Below are 15,906 nucleotides of genomic sequence, written 5' to 3'. Positions count from 1 at the left end.
GTGAAGTTTTTTTAAGTCAGCTCTGTTGTTTGCTTTTCGGATGTTTCCGTGATATCTGATGGTTTTCATATCTGTGTAGTAACGGGGCTGTTAATAATCTGGCTGAGGTAACACATTCGTTCGATGTATCGCACGAAAAATGATACCGTGCTATAATCATTCTTTCTTAAGGTCGCATTATAGGACTTATTGCCTCCTTTTAGTAAATATTTTGTGTTGATCGGTGGAAATTAACTTATGGATAATCCTCAGACTCTTGAACAAATGCTTGAACAGATTGATGAACTTGTGAAGAAGATGGAGTCTGGAAAACTGCCGTTATCCGAGCACCTGAGTCTTTTTGAACAGGGGGTGGGGCTGATTAAAGACTGTGAAAAAGCTTTAAAGGATGCAGAAGGAAAAGTAAAAATACTAACCGACAGTCAATCTCTGGCAAACGGAACAAAAACAGGAGATGATGTCGTTTCTGATTTTAATGCCGGAATATAGTTTAGAATATATTAACAATAATCTGTATAATGAATGTAAGAAAGCAGATACACGTATATGATAGGTGAGTGATATGACTTTAAAGGAAGTTTTGACAGCGTATCAGGAAAGAGTTAATGAAAAATTAAAACAGGCTATAGATGGATTACCTGTCGTTGCTCCTAAACTAAAGGAGGCCATGAGTTACGGCTCTTTATTAGGAGGAAAGCGCGTTCGTCCTTTTCTGGTGTATGCAACAGCCAATGCTTTGAACGCAGATCTTAAGCTTGCTGATGCTCCGGCTGTCGCCATAGAGTGTATTCATGCCTATTCGCTGATTCATGACGATTTACCTGCTATGGATGATGATGATTTGAGACGAGGTCATCCTACTGTGCACAAGAAGTATGGTGAAGCTACCGGGGTTCTGTCAGGTGATGCTCTGCAGGCTTTTGCTTTTGAGGTTCTTGCGAAAGCGGAGTTTGAAAAGGATATGCTTTCTAATCAGGTTGAAATGCTTAAAGTGCTTGCCGTTGGAAGCGGTTATCAGGGGATGTGCGGTGGTCAGGAGTTGGACATTGAAGCTGAAAACCGTCTGGTTTCTCAGAGTGAACTTGAGAAGGTCCATCAGTACAAGACCGGAGCACTGATTGAAAGTGCGGTGGAATTAGGTCTTCTGTGTGTTAAGGATCTTGATGAGAACATCAAAAAAGGTTTCCGTACCTATGCTCACTGCATAGGTCTGGCATTTCAGGTATGGGATGATGTTTTGGATATAATTTCCGATACCGAAACCTTGGGAAAACCTCAGGGATCGGATATTGATTCAAACAAAAGCACCTATCCAAAGCTTATGGGATTAGAAAAAGCCAAGGAATATGCCAAATCTCTGGCTTCAACAGCAGTGGCTTCAGTCGCTGCGCTGCCTTTTGATACCAGAATTCTGCAGGATTTTGCCATGTACATAGTAGAAAGGGATCATTAACAGATGAGTAGTGAACAGTATCCTCTGTTAAGTAAGATAGATTCTCCCAAGGACTTAAAGAAACTTCCGGTGAGTAAGCTGAGTTCCTTGGCTTCTGAGCTTAGAGATTTCTTAATCAGTACAGTGAGTAAGACGAGTGGTCATTTTGCCTCCGGACTTGGAGCTGTAGAACTTACCATTGCACTGCATTACGTTTTTGACACTCCTCATGACCAGCTTATTTGGGATGTGGGACATCAGGCTTATCCCCACAAAATTTTAACAGGAAGAAGAGATCTGTTGAAAACCATACGTCAGAAAAACGGACTTCATCCTTTCCTGTGGAGACAGGAAAGTGAATATGATGTGTTTTCCACAGGTCATGCAAGTACTTCCATAAGCGAAGCTCTGGGACTGGCAATCGCCAACAGAATTGAGAAAAATGACAAGAAGGTTGTTGCTGTCATAGGTGACGGGGCTTTGACCGGCGGCGTGGCTTTCGAAGCAATGAATCATGCAGGTGACCTTAATGAAGATGTACTCATCATTCTGAATGATAATGAAATGAGTATTTCTGAAAGCGTTGGGAGTCTGTCCAAACATATGGCCATGTGGCTCAGTGCCCCTTCGTACAACAATATGCTGAAGAAGGGGAGAAAAACCCTGTCTTCTCTGCCTAAAATCAAGGAATTTGCCATAAGGGCACACGAACATCTTAAGGGAATGATGCTTCCGGGAACCTTGTTTGAGGAACTGGGATTTAACTATGTCGGACCGATTGACGGGCATGATATAGAAACACTGGTGTCTGTACTTCAGAACCTCAAGCAGTTAAAAGGTCCGAGAATTCTTCATGTAGGTACCATTAAAGGAAAAGGATATCAGCCTGCAGAGGAAAATCCTACTGCATATCACGGGGTTCCGAAATTTGATGTGCCTGTCGGAGTGGAAACATCTGACAAGAAGCGAAATACATTTGATGAAAATTTCGGAAACTGGCTTATGTACGCGGCCGAACATAATGAAAAGGTTATGGGTATAACCCCTGCAATGTGTTCCGGTTCAGGAATGGTGCCGTTTTCCCAGAAATACAAAGACCGTTATTTTGACGTGGCCATAGCTGAGCAGCATGCTCTGCTTCTTTCCAGCGGGCTTGCGGCGGGCGGTATGCTGCCGGTGGTCTGTGTATATTCCACATTCCTTCAGAGAGCTTATGACCAGATAATTCATGACCTGGCAATTCAGGATGTACCCGTGGTCGTGGCTGTAGACAGAGCCGGCGTAGTAGGACCTGATGGCCCTACCCACCAGGGTGTTTTTGATATAGCATTTATTCGGTCTGTACCGAATATGATTATGATGACTCCTAGTTCGCTTGGAATGCAGTGGAAGATGCTTAATACCGCATTGGCATACGGACATCCTGCAGCCGTGCGTTATCCTAGAGGTGGAGGAATATTCTCTGACAACGAAGTTACTGATGCTACTGTTGAAATAGGAAAGGGGAATGTTCTCAGGGAAGGAAAGGATATCTGTTTTATTGTATGGGGGCCTTTGGTTCATGATATTTACAGAACTGTAAATGAACAGCATAAGGACTACACTGTTGTTGACATGCGTTTCGTTAAGCCAATGGATGAAGAACTGATTGTATCCATGGCCGGAAAACACAGTGTTATAGTAACTCTTGAAGACGGAGTTGTACAAGGTGGAGCAGGGGAAGAGGTTGCAAGGCTTGTAAGCAGAAATTATCTGGTATGTCCTGTGCTTAATCTTGGTATTCCGGATGAGTTTATCGAACAGGCCACCGCTTCTGAAATCTATGAACAGTGTGGAATGGACGGCGTGTCAGTTGTCGGTAAGGCTGAACAGTTTCTTGACGGTTATAAAAATATTCTGAACCGTGTTAAGTAATAATAATTTAACGTGAGGACCTATGGTCTTTTCGGACAGTCAGTGATTCCTGACTGATATTCGTTGTATGTTTGAAACGGTGCTGAAGTCTTTCGTCTTCGTGCTGTATGTTATAAATGGAGTGAGTATGCCTTCTTTTGACATTGTTTCTGAACTTCAGATGAATGAAGTTCAGAATGCTGTAGACAATGCTAATCGTGAAATTACCAACCGCTTTGATTTCAGAGGTGTTGATGCCACCTTTACCTTAGTTGAAAAGGATAAGCAGATTAAATTATCTGCAGATGCTGATTTTCAGATTAAGCAGATGAATGACATTTTACGTGACAAAATGTCCAAGCGTAATATTGATCCTGCTTCTCTTGATTTTCAGGAACCTGAACCGTCAGGAAAAAGATGTAACGAGCTTGTGAAACTTAAAAGCGGTATAGATCAGGCCATGGCGAAGAAGGTGGTTAAACTTATTAAAGATTCAAAAATCAAGGTTACCACCCAGATTCAGGGCGAAACCGTGCGTGTTACCGGTAAAAAGAGAGATGACCTTCAGGAAGTTATTGCCCTTGTTCGCAGTTCAGAACTAGGTCAGCCGTTCCAGTTTAATAATTTCAGGGACTAGTCGGAAGATTATCAGCAGTTTCCTGTGAATTATTTGAAGAAAAAGGCAGAACTTTTGTTCTGCCTTTTTGTTTTCTTAAATATTTTTTGCGATGATTAGCTGTTTTTATCAATTATATTGGTCTGAATAAGTTTTTTTAAGAGAAAAAAAATTAATATTTGCTATGATGTTTACCTGAGTATCGTTGTGTGTTTTGAAATGTCATTGTTTATGTTAATAAATGGATGATATTACGCTGAATAGTTGATAATTAAAGATTAAACAGAATAAGAAAATAATAAAATCATGGCTCAAACAGATAAACAGAATTCCGTATTGTCTAGAATTTATTCCAAAAGAATGTTTTTGTGCATCTGCCTGGGGTTTACTTCCGGGCTGCCTTTTTATTTTCTGTATAATCTGGTTGCGGCATGGCTTAAGGATGAAGGAATAGACATTAGTACCATCGGTTCTCTTTCTCTTCTGACGATTCCTTATGCATGGAAATTCATCTGGGCTCCCGCTCTTGATTTGTTTTATTCCAACAGTGTGGGGAGACGTCGAACCTGGATGTTTCTTACTCAGATAATTCTGCTTTATTGCTTCATAATGATGGGGTTCTGTTCGCCGAAGGTCGGGTTTCAGCTGAACATAATAATGATTTTATATTTTACTGTGGCATTTTTTTCCGCAACGCAGGACATTGCTCTAGATGCCTACCGGCGAGAAATTCTGTCTGATGAGGAGCTGGGACTGGGCAATTCAATCTTTGTTAATGCCTATCGTTTTGCCGGACTGATTCCCGGAACACTGTCCCTGTTTTTAAGTGATCATCTGCCGTGGAGTCTGACGATTATAATAACAGCCTTGTTTATGCTGGTCGGTCTGATGACAACATTCTTTATAAGAGAACCTCAGGTAGCCAGAACAGCCAAGCGATCATTGAAGGAATCCGTGGTTGAACCATTCAAGGAACTGATTGATCGCAAGGGCAGAATAGGTCTTCTGGCCATGATTATGTTTATTTTTCTTTATAAGTTCGGCGACAGCATGGCAACAGCACTTGTTACACCTTTTTACATGGAAATGGGATATACAAAAACAGTCATAGGAACAGTAAACAAGATTGTGGGATTCTGGGCCCTGCTCGTAGGCAGCATTGTCGGCGGTATCATAATGCTGAAAATAGGTATAAACAAAGCATTATGGTGGTTTGGCCTGGCACAGATAGTTACCATCCTGGGATTTGTTTTTATTACCCATGTCTGGCAGAATCAGGTGGATTTTGTGTCCTTCCTTGTTTCATCTGACGGATTTATCAACGGTACGCTCGGGAGATTGGGAATCGAGTCGTTCCATTCCGATATGGCTGGTAGTTTTGAATTTCCTAATTCTTTTCTCCTGTCTCTTGTCGTGTGCGGTGAAAATCTGGGAGCAGGACTGGGAACAGCGTGTTTCGTAGCATACATGTGCAGGGAAACCAAAGGGAATTATATTGCTACTCAGCTGGCTCTGCTGACGGCTCTGTCTGCTTTGCCTAAAACTCTTTTTACGTCTCGAGCAGGGTACATTATCAACAGTGTAGGCTATGAAAACTTCTTTATCATCTGTTATGCTCTTGCTATACCGGGTATGCTGATGCTGATTTATATAGCTCCTTACGGAGAATCTGTATCTGAAAACAGTGAAAAGGAAAAAGTGTCTGCATAATCATTCATGTTTTCTGAATAAACAGAATACATGAAAAAGTTGATTAGAAATCAGATACCGGTTAGTACAAGTCTTATCTGACAGTGATTTACTGATTGTTGCATAATCATCAGAATTTATAAATATTCCATATAACCAAAAACTAAAATAACAAAAATATTCACTTGTGTGATAAACTACACCACAATTCCGATTACTCTGTCTTTTTTGCAAAGGGACGGAGGGTCGTGATTTTTTGGGTGTGTCGTAAAGACATAGAGCTTTCTTTTGCAATTTATTCTTTGGAAATACAATGATAAATATCAAGAAAGGATTAGATCTCCCTATCAGCGGTAAACCGGAAAATGTGGTTAATGCAAGTAATAATGCCGTAAAGCATGTAGCCATTTTAGGTACCGATTTCCCTGGGTTAAAGCCATCCATGCTTGTTGAAGTTGGTGATGTTGTGGACAAGGGTCAGACTCTTTTTACAGATAAGAAGAATCCTGGCGTTGGCTATACAGCACCTGTTCCTGGTAAGGTTGTTGCCATTAACCGTGGTGAAAAAAGGGCGTTCCAGTCTTTAGTTATCGAAATGGATTCTGCTATTGTTGGTAGCAGAAAATTTAATGCTTATCCTAATGAAGATCTCTGTACCTTAAGTCGTGATGAGGTTGTAAAGCAGCTGGTTGATTCAGGTGCGTGGACAGCTTTCAGAACACGTCCGTACAGCAAGACTCCGGCTGTGGATTCAGCTCCTGAACATATCTTTGTTACTGCAATGGATACAAACCCTCTGGCAGGAGATCCTAAGGTTGTTATCAGCAGCCATGCAAAGGATTTCTGTGACGGTCTTGATGTAATTAGTACTCTTACCGGCGGTAATGTATACGTATGTAAGGGTGAAGCTTCTCTGCCAACTGATTACAAGTCAAAGAACATTCAGGAAAGAATCTTTGTTGGTAAGCATCCAGCAGGTCTTGCCGGTACTCATATTCACTTCATTCACAGAGCTTCAGAAGAACACGTTATGTGGTCTATCGGTTATCAGGAAGTGATTGCCATCGGTCATCTGTTCAGAACAGGTGACATCTACAGTGAAAGAGTAATCAGCCTTGCCGGTCCGAATGTAATTAAACCAAGATTAATCAGAACAATTCAGGGTGCATGTGTATCTGAAATCACTGCAAACGAACTTTCTGGTTCAAATTATCGTGTGATTTCCGGTTCCGTACTGAATGGTAATACAGCTGCAGGCGCTTTTGATTATCTTGGAAGATTCCACCTGCAGGTGAGTGTTATCCCTGAAGGAAACAAGCGTGAGTTCCTCGGTTGGATTATGCCGGGCGCAAAGAAGCATTCCGTAACCCGTACCGTTCTCAGTGCCTTCCTGCCTCCTAGAGATTACGACATCAACACCGCTGTTAACGGTGGCTCAAGAGCAATGGTTCCAATCGGAAGCTATGAAAAGATCATGCCTCTCGATATTATTCCCGCCATGCTTCTAAGAGCTATTGAAATCGGTGATACCGATGCTGCCAAGCTGTTAGGCTGCATGGAACTTGATGAAGAAGATCTTGCTTTATGCACATATGTATGTCCTGGTAAGACCGAGTATGGCAGACTGCTCAGAAAGTGTTTAACCAAGATTGAGTTAGAGGGGTAACAGATGATTCTTTCTATTCTTAATAAGCTTGAACCTCTCTTCTCCAAAGGCGGCAAGCTTGAGAAGTTTTATCCTTTATTTGAAGGTACTTCAACTTTCTTTTACACTCCGGGCGTAGTTACTCACAACACCACCACTCATGTACGTGACGTTATTGATTTCAAGCGCATGATGATTATGGTGTTCTTTGCTGTATTCCCATGCATGTTCTGGGGCTGGTTTAATGTTGGTAATCAGACAATCAATGCGATTGCATCAAGTGCTGATTTCATTAGATATACCTCAAGTTCATTCAGTCTGTTCAGTGCCGACTGGCATTATGCCCTGGTGCAGATGCTGGGTGGTTCGCTTTCATCTGATGCAGGCATTTACAGCAAGATGCTTATAGGTGCGATATTCTTCCTTCCTATTTATGCCGTTTCTTTCGGTGTAGGTGCTTTCTGGGAAGTTCTATTCTGTATCGTCCGCAAGCATGAAGTTAACGAAGGTCTGTTTGTAACTTCACTGTTCTTTGCTCTTATTGTTCCTCCTACCATTCCTTTATGGCAGGTTGCCTTAGGTATTTCCTTCGGCGTAATCATCGGCAAGGAAGTATTCGGCGGTACAGGTCGTAACTTCATGAATCCTGCTCTTGTTGGTCGTGCATTCCTGTTCTTTGCATACCCTGCACAGATTTCAGGTGATGCCGTATGGGTTCCTGTTGATGGATATACCGGTGCGACAGCTCTCAGTGAATTCTCTAAGACCGGCAAACTGAACTCATGGATGGATGCATTCTTAGGTAACATTCCTGGCTGTATCGGTGAAGGTTCAACCCTCGGTATTCTTATCGGCGGTATTGCTCTTATCATTATGGGCGTTGCTTCAGCAAGAGTTGTTTTAGGTGGATTCTTAGGTCTCCTTATCATGTCATTCTTATGCAACTCCATGGTATCTGTAAACCCTGCTAACCACATGCTTCAGATGTCATTTATTGAACATATTGTTGTTGGTGGTTTTGCTTTCGGTATCTTCTTCATGGCTACCGATCCGGTTTCATCAGCATTTACCAAGAAAGGTAAGATTGCTTACGGTTTCCTTATCGGTGTGATGGTTTGTCTGATTCGCGTATTCAATCCTGCATACCCAGAAGGCGTGATGCTCGCTATCTTATTTGCGAACTGCTGGGCTCCTCTGTTTGACTACTGTGTATCCCAGTTCAATATCAACCGTCGTAAGCGCATTGCAGCTAAACCAGTTCTTGTAAAGGGGAGTGTAAATTAAAAAATGGCTAACAAAGATAGTACATTAAGAACATTCACCGTAATTGGTTTACTGTGCTTTGTATGTTCTGTTTTAGTATGTTTGACAGTGGTTGTACTTAAGCCTTTACAGGAAAAGGAAATCAATGTTGACCGTATGAAGAGCGTGCTCGAAGCTGCAGGTATTGATTATGAAGGTGAAGATATAACCACACTGTTCAATGACAAGGTTAAGGCCAGACTTCTTGATCTCGACAGAAACGTGCTTTTAAGTGATGCAGAAGTAGAAAAGGTTGTCGGCAGCAGTGATGCCGGTGCCTATAACTTCGTTTCTGAAGCAAAACTTCCGGGCAAGAATACTGTAATTGAGTCAGGTAAGGATTCTGCCGGTATAAAGACCCACGCTAAGTACATGCCTGTATATTTTGTTGTTGAAAACGGAGCAACCACCAAGGTTGTACTTCCGTTCTACGGTCAGGGACTGTGGTCTACCATGTACGGTTATCTTGCCGTAAATGCCAATGGTACCACTATTGAAGGCCTGAAGTATTACAGTCAGGGTGAAACTGCTGGTCTCGGTGCTGAAGTTGCAAATCCTGCGTACACAGCAAAGTGGAAAAACAAGAAGCTTTACGATGAAAACAGTGCCTATCAGTTTGCAGTGAAAAAGAACGCTGACAAGAACAGTGAATATATGGTTGATGCCATTTCCGGTGCAACTCTTACCAGTGACGGCGTGAATAACTCAGTTAAGTACTGGTTCGAAGACGTATATGCTCCGTTCTTACAGCAGTTAAAGAATAAAGAGGTGAAATAATGAGTGATTTACCTTCTGCAAAAGAGGTTTTTACAAGACCTTTGATTAAGGATAATCCTGTAATGATTCAGGTACTCGGTATCTGTTCATCACTTGCAGTATCCTCAAACATGAAGACTGCTCTCGTTATGAGTCTGGCGTTAACTTTCGTAACTGCTTTCTCTAACCTGATTATTTCTTCTATACGTAAGTACATTCCGAACAGCGTAAGAATTATTGCTCAGATGACAGTAATTGCTTCTCTGGTAATTGTTGTAGACCAGTTCCTCAAGGCCTTCAGCTATGACCTGTCAAAGCAGCTTTCTGTTTTCGTGGGCCTGATTATTACCAACTGTATCGTTATGGGTCGTGCTGAAGCTTTCGCCATGAAGTATCCTCCAGTATTATCATTCCTGGATGGTCTCGGTAATGGTATCGGTTACGGTATCATTCTCTGCTTCCTGGGTACCGTTCGTGAAATCTTCGGTTCAGGCAAGTGGTTTGATATTACTTTATTAAAGACCGTAAATGACGGCGGCTGGTATGTGCCAAACGGCTTCATGCTGATGCCTCCATGTGCATTCTTCTTAATCGGTCTCTTAATATGGTTAACCAATCAGGTATACAAGGTTAATACCAAGCCTGAGTATGACACCTCACGTAAGGATGCTTCATAATGGATTACGTTAATTTATTTATAAAGTCTGTCTTTATTGAGAACCTTGCTCTTAGTTTCTTCCTGGGCATGTGTACCTTCCTGGCAGTTTCCAAGAAGGTTAAGACAGCTATCGGTTTAGGTATTGCGGTAATTGTTGTACAGACCATTGCCGTACCGGCTAACAACCTTGTTTATACCTATGTGTTGAAGCCAAATGCAATCCAGACCGGTATTGATTTGTCATTTTTAGGTTTTATTACCTATATCGGTGTAATTGCCGCACTGGTGCAGATTCTGGAAATGTTCCTTGATAAGTATGTACCTAGCCTTTACTCCGCTTTGGGTATTTTCTTGCCTTTAATTACAGTAAACTGTGCTATTTTCGGTGGCGTGTCATTCATGGTACAGCGTGAATACAACTTCGCTGAATCTGTGGTTTATGGTATCGGTTCCGGTACTTCATGGGCTATTGCTCTGGTTCTTCTCGCTGCAATCCGTGAAAAACTCAAGTATGCTCATACTCCACAGGGCCTCAACGGTTTAGGCATAGTATTCATTACTGCCGGACTTATTGCCTTAGGCTTTATGTCCTTCTCTGGTATTAAGCTTTAAGGGGGATAAAGTTAAATGTTAACCGTATTATATGGTGTTGGTTTATTCATCCTTATCGTGCTGCTGCTTGTATCAGCAATTATTGTTGCCAAGCATTTCATGGTAAACAGTGGTGATGTAACCATCGGTATCAACGGCGATCCTGAAAAGGCTATTAAAGTTCCTGCAGGTGACAAGCTGTTAACCGCACTTGCCAACCAGGGTATCTTCGTTCCGTCTGCATGTGGCGGTGGCGGTGCCTGCGGTCAGTGTCGCTGTAAGGTGACTAAAGGCGGTGGTGATGTTCTTCCTACCGAACTTGGTCATTTAACCAAGCGTGAAGTCAGAGAAGGCTGGAGACTTGCATGTCAGGTCGGTGTTCGTCAGGATATGGAAATTGAACTTCCTGCTTCAGTATTCGGTGTTAAGAAGTGGACCTGTACCGTTATTTCAAACAATAACGTGGCTACCTTCATCAAGGAACTCCGTCTGCAGATTCCTGAAGGTGAAGAAGTTCCTTTCAGAGCAGGTGGTTATATTCAGATCGAAGCTGAACCTCACACTGTTAACTACCGTGATTTCGATATTCCTGAAAAATATCTGAATGATTGGGACAAGTTTAAACTCCGTGATCTGGTTTCAAAGGTTGATACTCACATTCTCCGTGCGTACTCAATGGCTTCTTATCCTGAAGAAAAGGGGCTGATTATGCTGAACGTGAGAATTGCAACTCCACCTCTTCGCGATTTAACCCTTCCTCCTGGACAGATGTCTTCATACATCTGGTCACTGAAGCCTGGTGACAAGGTAACAATTTCAGGTCCGTTCGGTGAATTCTTTGCCAAGGAAACTGATGCTGAAATGGTATTCGTCGGCGGTGGTGCCGGTATGGCTCCTATGCGTTCTCATATTTTCGATCAGCTTAAGAGAATCAAGACCAACCGTAAGATCAGCTTCTGGTATGGTGCTCGTTCCCTCAAGGAAGTGTTCTATCAGGAAGAATTTGATCAGCTTGCCAAGGAACATCCAAACTTTACATGGCACATTGCTTTAAGTGATGCATTACCTGAAGATAACTGGACTGGTTACACCGGATTTATTCATAATGTTCTTTATGAAAACTATCTGAAGAACCACAAGGCTCCGGAAGACTGTGAATTCTATATGTGCGGACCTCCAATGATGACCAAGTCTACTATCGATATGCTTCACAGCCTTGGTGTTGAAGATGAAAATATCCTGCTGGATAACTTCGGCGGTTAATTTTCAATTCTGATGTTTTAAGCATATTCAAAAAGCCTTCGCTGATGCGAAGGCTTTTTTTATGGTGCAGTAATTTCAAAAAAGGTATCAGATTTGCATGATTGTCATCAGGTATCTCCATGATTATGGCGTATTCCGGTGTGAACAGTAATCATGTTTCTGTTTTGTGATAAGGTTCTCTCCTAATTTATGACTCTACTGATAATCTCACAAAAAATTTCAGTGTTTCCGCTTCATGCTTAAAAGTCTGGTTCATGAGGCTGATTTTAACCTTAAAATCTATGGCTGCGTTGGCGGAAAAAAGTTGAATTCCCTGATAAACTTGGGAAATAATGAATTAAAGATAAGAATATATAAGCATAGGATTAAATTATGAACAACGGTAACACAGGGTTCTGGCCTGATTCTGAAATCACGATGCAGAATGGTCGCGAAGCTATTGCGAAACAGTTTGAAGACATGAAAGAAGCTTTTTTTGCCGGAGTTACCGTTAATGAACTGGTTCTTAACCGTTCCATGTTTATAGATGAACTGATGCTGAGACTTTACAGACAGTTCAACTTTAATGAATATAAAACCCTGAGTCTTGTGGCTGTGGGCGGTTACGGTCGCTCGGATCTACAGCCTCATTCTGATATAGACATACTGCTTATAAGCAGGGAGCCTATAACCGAAGCTCTGAATGAACAGATTTCAAAATTTACCAGTCTGCTGTGGGATTTGCGATTGGATATAGGGCAGTCAGTGAGAACACTTGAAGAATGCTTCGAAGAAGGAGCCAAAGACGTAACTATTGCCACAAATTATCTTGAATCAAGATTTCTTGCGGGCTCTGAAGAAACATATGACATGTTCAAGAGCAGAGTTGAATCAGATATGTTCTGGCCGATTACTGATTTCTACAGAGCCAAAATGGCTGAGCAGAATGCCAGACATTCATCTCATAAAGACACTATCTACATGCTTGAGCCGGATTTGAAAAATAATCCAGGCGGTTTAAGAGATATTCAGAATATTCTATGGATAGCACACAAGGGGTTCGGCATAACAGGTCTTCGGGAACTGTATACCAACGGCCTGCTCACCAGAATGGAGTATCTTGAGCTCAAGGAGTGTCAGGACTTTCTGTGGAGAATGAGATTCGCACTGCATCTGTCAATAAACAAACCTGATAACAGACTTACTTTTGACAGACAGCAGAAGGTGGCAACCTATCTCGGTTATACCGGTGAAGGAAATACCCCCGTGGAAACACTGATGAAACGTTTCTACCAGACTCTTCACAGGGTGGTGGAATTAAATGAAATCAGCATGCAGCTGATGTATGAAAAGATTTTTCCTGAAAGGGTTATTGAGGGAAAAATCTTTAATCAGTACTTTCTGTTCAGGGATAATCTCATTGATGTAATTGATCCTAAAATTTTTGTAACCCGCCCTCAGATTATTCTTGAGCTTTTTCTGATTCTGACAGAGAGGGAAGAACTTACCGGTATTCACGTTAACTGTATCCGTTATCTGAGAAATGCCAGAAGAAGCATAAATTACCATCTCTATGAAAGAAGTGAATGCCGGGACACCTTCAAGAGAATCATCAGTCATCCACGTGCTCTAGTTGTTGCCCTGCCTATTATGCATAAACACCACATTCTTTCTCTGTACATGCCTCATTGGGAAAATATTGTCGGTCTGATGCAGTTTGATATGTTCCATACATATACGGTAGATGAACATACTATGAGAGTATTGAGGAATATATACAGTTTTACTCATGAGAAAGATTCGGAATTCAGTCTGTTCAGGCAGATATACAGTCACATCAGTATGCCTGAACTGCTGTTTATTGCCGCTCTGTTCCACGATATTGCCAAGGGGCAGGGAGGACATCATGCAGAACTCGGTGCTCCCGAAGCATTGTATTTCTGTCAGCTTCACGGGTATAACCGCTATGAAAGCAAACTTGTGGCGTGGGTAGTTAGAAATCATCTGTATATGTCCATGGTGGCTCAGAGAAGAGATATCTCATCACCTGAGGTCGTGGCGGAATTTGCAAGAAGAGTAGGTGATGAAAATCTTCTGAATTATCTGTACTGTCTTACCGTGGCTGATATCTGCGGTACAAATGATACCGAATGGAACAGCTATAAGGATACTCTGCTCAGAACACTCTATTTTGAGGCTAGGGATGCATTACGAAAAGGTCTGGAAAATCCTCCTGATTTGAGTCTTCATGTAAGAGAAAATCAGAAGAGAGCAATGGAAATACTTACAGCCATGGGGAATAATCCTCTGGATATTTTTAAGATATGGACAAACCTGAGGCCTGAATACTTTATCAGATATCTTCCCGAGCAGATAGCATGGCATACCCAGAACATAATAAATCATTCGGGAGAAGACCGTCCTCTGGTGCTGTTTGGTCAGAATAAGGCAACCAATGGAACGGAACTTTTTGTTTACGCCAAAAACAGTAATGGTCTGTTTGCCAGGGTAACCGGGGTTCTGGCTGAAAAGAATCTTAATGTTCTTGCCTCAATAATTTCAAATACCAGCAACAATTATGCACTGGATACTTTTACCTTTGTGGATAACAACGACAGTCAGATCGATTTCGACAGAATTCCTGCCATAAGAAAGGCTATTTCAACGGCGCTTGCAGCCAGTGAATTTAAACCTTCCAGAATAAAGCCGATGTCCCAAAAGCTTAAGCAGTTTAAACATCCGACGATAGTGACATTCCTGGATGACAGCAATAAATCAGTGACTTCTTTTGAAATATCAACTCTGGATATACCCGGACTTCTGGCAAAAATTGCCGGTGTATTCAGCGATAATGAACTTGTTATTCATGCGGCAAAGATAACCACTACCGGTGAAAGAGCTGATGACTTTTTCACCGTGACGGATAAAAACGGGAATGCTATAAGTCAGCAGGGAAAGGAATCTCTTCGTGAACAGCTGGTTTCAAAACTCGATGCCGTAAATTCAGAAGACTGATTATAGAGACCGTAAATCATGATGATTTACGGTCAGTATTTAAGGGGTAAATATTAATCCGCGTTGGTGATGTAACGACCTAATGTTTCTTCTTCTTCCTTTCTCAAAGTAAGAACTTCGCAACCTGTTTCCGTGATAACTATGGTGTGTTCAAACTGAGCGGAAGGCTGTTTGTCGGAGGTTGTTACGGTCCAGCCATCCTTACGGTTGACTTTGACCTTCCAGGTTCCTGCATTCAGCATAGGTTCAATGGTAAATACCATTCCCGGTTTAAGGATCAGACTGTATGGATTAGGGTAGTAGTGAACGACCTGCGGCTCTTCATGGAATCCTTCACCGATACCGTGTCCGCAGTAATCACGGACAATGGAAAAGCCTTCTTTCTTGGCAATGTTTTCTATAACTCTGCCCACTTCTGTAAGATTCTTTCCAGGACCTACAGCTCTGATTGCTTCATAGAGACACTGCTGGGTCACTTTCACCAGCTGGTGGTTTCTAGGAGAAGTCTGTCCGACAACAAACATTTTACTGGTGTCTCCGTGAAAACCGTCTTTTATAACCGTTACATCGATATTTACAATATCTCCGTTATGCAGTTTGTTTTTTCCTGGGATACCGTGACAGACAACTTCGTTGATGGATATGCAGGTGCATTTAGGGTAACCGTGATATCCTAGACATGCGGAAATTGCCTGTCTGTCATCTTCTATGAACTTGAGCATGATGTCATCAAGCTCTTCTGTAGTGATTCCGGCCTGAACATAAGGTTCAATCATTTCAAGAACTTCAGCTGCAATCCTGCCTGCAACTCTGAGCTTTTCAATCTGTTCAGGAGTTTTAATAATAATATTACTGGCCATATTCGTATCTTTTTATAAATAAAATCATTTTCAATGGCAGAATCGACGGATTTCAAATTACTGCCTCAGGACTGCTCCTTATGCAAACATCCGTTGATCTGTTAATAAAATCTTTGCGTGTATTATACCATTGATAAGAATTATTGTTTTTCAATTTTGCACTATTGAAAATAATTCCTGTCGAGGACTGAAAGAAAGTTTAAAAAC

General features: G+C 41.8%; 13 protein-coding genes. 12 read left to right on the top strand and 1 reads right to left on the bottom strand.

Annotation, left to right across the window (positions count from 1 at the left end; all coding sequences use genetic code 11):
• Positions 1-237: 237 nt before the first annotated feature.
• From T489_RS0104135 to glnD, 12 genes are all read left to right on the top strand, one after another.
• Positions 238-489: an exodeoxyribonuclease VII small subunit gene (locus T489_RS0104135; RefSeq protein ID WP_031578787.1), complete on the top strand. Its 252-nt coding sequence runs from the start codon at positions 238-240 to the stop codon at positions 487-489.
• Positions 490-562: 73 nt separating this feature from the next.
• A complete protein-coding gene (gene ispA, locus T489_RS0104130; RefSeq protein ID WP_031578786.1) occupies positions 563-1,453 on the top strand; it encodes a (2E,6E)-farnesyl diphosphate synthase in 891 nt (296 codons plus the stop codon).
• Positions 1,454-1,456: 3 nt separating this feature from the next.
• Entirely contained in the window at positions 1,457-3,346 is a 1,890-nt protein-coding gene (gene dxs / locus T489_RS0104125) for a 1-deoxy-D-xylulose-5-phosphate synthase (RefSeq protein WP_031578785.1), read from the top strand.
• Positions 3,347-3,473: 127 nt separating this feature from the next.
• Positions 3,474-3,962: a YajQ family cyclic di-GMP-binding protein gene (locus T489_RS0104120; RefSeq protein WP_031578784.1), complete on the top strand. Its 489-nt coding sequence runs from the start codon at positions 3,474-3,476 to the stop codon at positions 3,960-3,962.
• A 285-nt stretch (positions 3,963-4,247) separates the two neighbouring features.
• Positions 4,248-5,651, top strand: coding sequence for an AmpG family muropeptide MFS transporter (locus T489_RS0104115; RefSeq protein ID WP_031578783.1), 1,404 nt, complete (start codon positions 4,248-4,250; stop codon positions 5,649-5,651).
• Positions 5,652-5,943: 292 nt separating this feature from the next.
• The gene (locus T489_RS0104110; RefSeq protein ID WP_031578782.1) at positions 5,944-7,296 is read left to right on the top strand and encodes a Na(+)-translocating NADH-quinone reductase subunit A; all 1,353 of its coding nucleotides are present in this window, start codon (positions 5,944-5,946) and stop codon (positions 7,294-7,296) included.
• A gap of 3 nt (positions 7,297-7,299) precedes the next feature.
• Positions 7,300-8,559, top strand: a complete 1,260-nt coding sequence (locus T489_RS0104105) for an NADH:ubiquinone reductase (Na(+)-transporting) subunit B (RefSeq protein WP_031578781.1) — start codon at positions 7,300-7,302, stop codon at positions 8,557-8,559.
• Between the two features lie 3 nt (positions 8,560-8,562).
• Positions 8,563-9,354, top strand: coding sequence for a Na(+)-translocating NADH-quinone reductase subunit C (locus T489_RS0104100; RefSeq protein WP_031578780.1), 792 nt, complete (start codon positions 8,563-8,565; stop codon positions 9,352-9,354).
• Entirely contained in the window at positions 9,354-10,010 is a 657-nt protein-coding gene (locus T489_RS0104095) for an NADH:ubiquinone reductase (Na(+)-transporting) subunit D (protein ID WP_031578779.1), read from the top strand. Before T489_RS0104100 ends, T489_RS0104095 begins: the two co-directional genes overlap by 1 nt.
• The gene (gene nqrE / locus T489_RS0104090) at positions 10,010-10,603 is read left to right on the top strand and encodes an NADH:ubiquinone reductase (Na(+)-transporting) subunit E (RefSeq protein WP_031578778.1); all 594 of its coding nucleotides are present in this window, start codon (positions 10,010-10,012) and stop codon (positions 10,601-10,603) included. Before T489_RS0104095 ends, nqrE begins: the two co-directional genes overlap by 1 nt.
• Positions 10,604-10,618: 15 nt before the next feature.
• A complete protein-coding gene (gene nqrF / locus T489_RS0104085; protein ID WP_031578777.1) occupies positions 10,619-11,845 on the top strand; it encodes an NADH:ubiquinone reductase (Na(+)-transporting) subunit F in 1,227 nt (408 codons plus the stop codon).
• 372 nt (positions 11,846-12,217) lie between these two features.
• On the top strand, positions 12,218-14,839 hold the full coding sequence (gene glnD, locus T489_RS0104080; protein WP_031578776.1) for a [protein-PII] uridylyltransferase: 2,622 nt from the start codon (positions 12,218-12,220) through the stop codon (positions 14,837-14,839).
• Positions 14,840-14,892: 53 nt separating this feature from the next.
• Here glnD and map read toward each other — a convergent pair whose 3' ends face one another.
• Positions 14,893-15,699 carry a type I methionyl aminopeptidase gene (gene map, locus T489_RS0104075; protein WP_031578775.1) on the bottom strand — a complete coding sequence of 269 codons (807 nt, stop codon included), beginning with the start codon at positions 15,697-15,699 and terminating at the stop codon, positions 14,893-14,895.
• Positions 15,700-15,906: the final 207 nt, after the last annotated feature.

Source organism: Ruminobacter sp. RM87 (assembly GCF_000701925.1).
Classification (GTDB): domain Bacteria; phylum Pseudomonadota; class Gammaproteobacteria; order Enterobacterales; family Succinivibrionaceae; genus Ruminobacter; species Ruminobacter amylophilus.
This window is presented reverse-complemented; position numbering and strand designations above follow the sequence as displayed.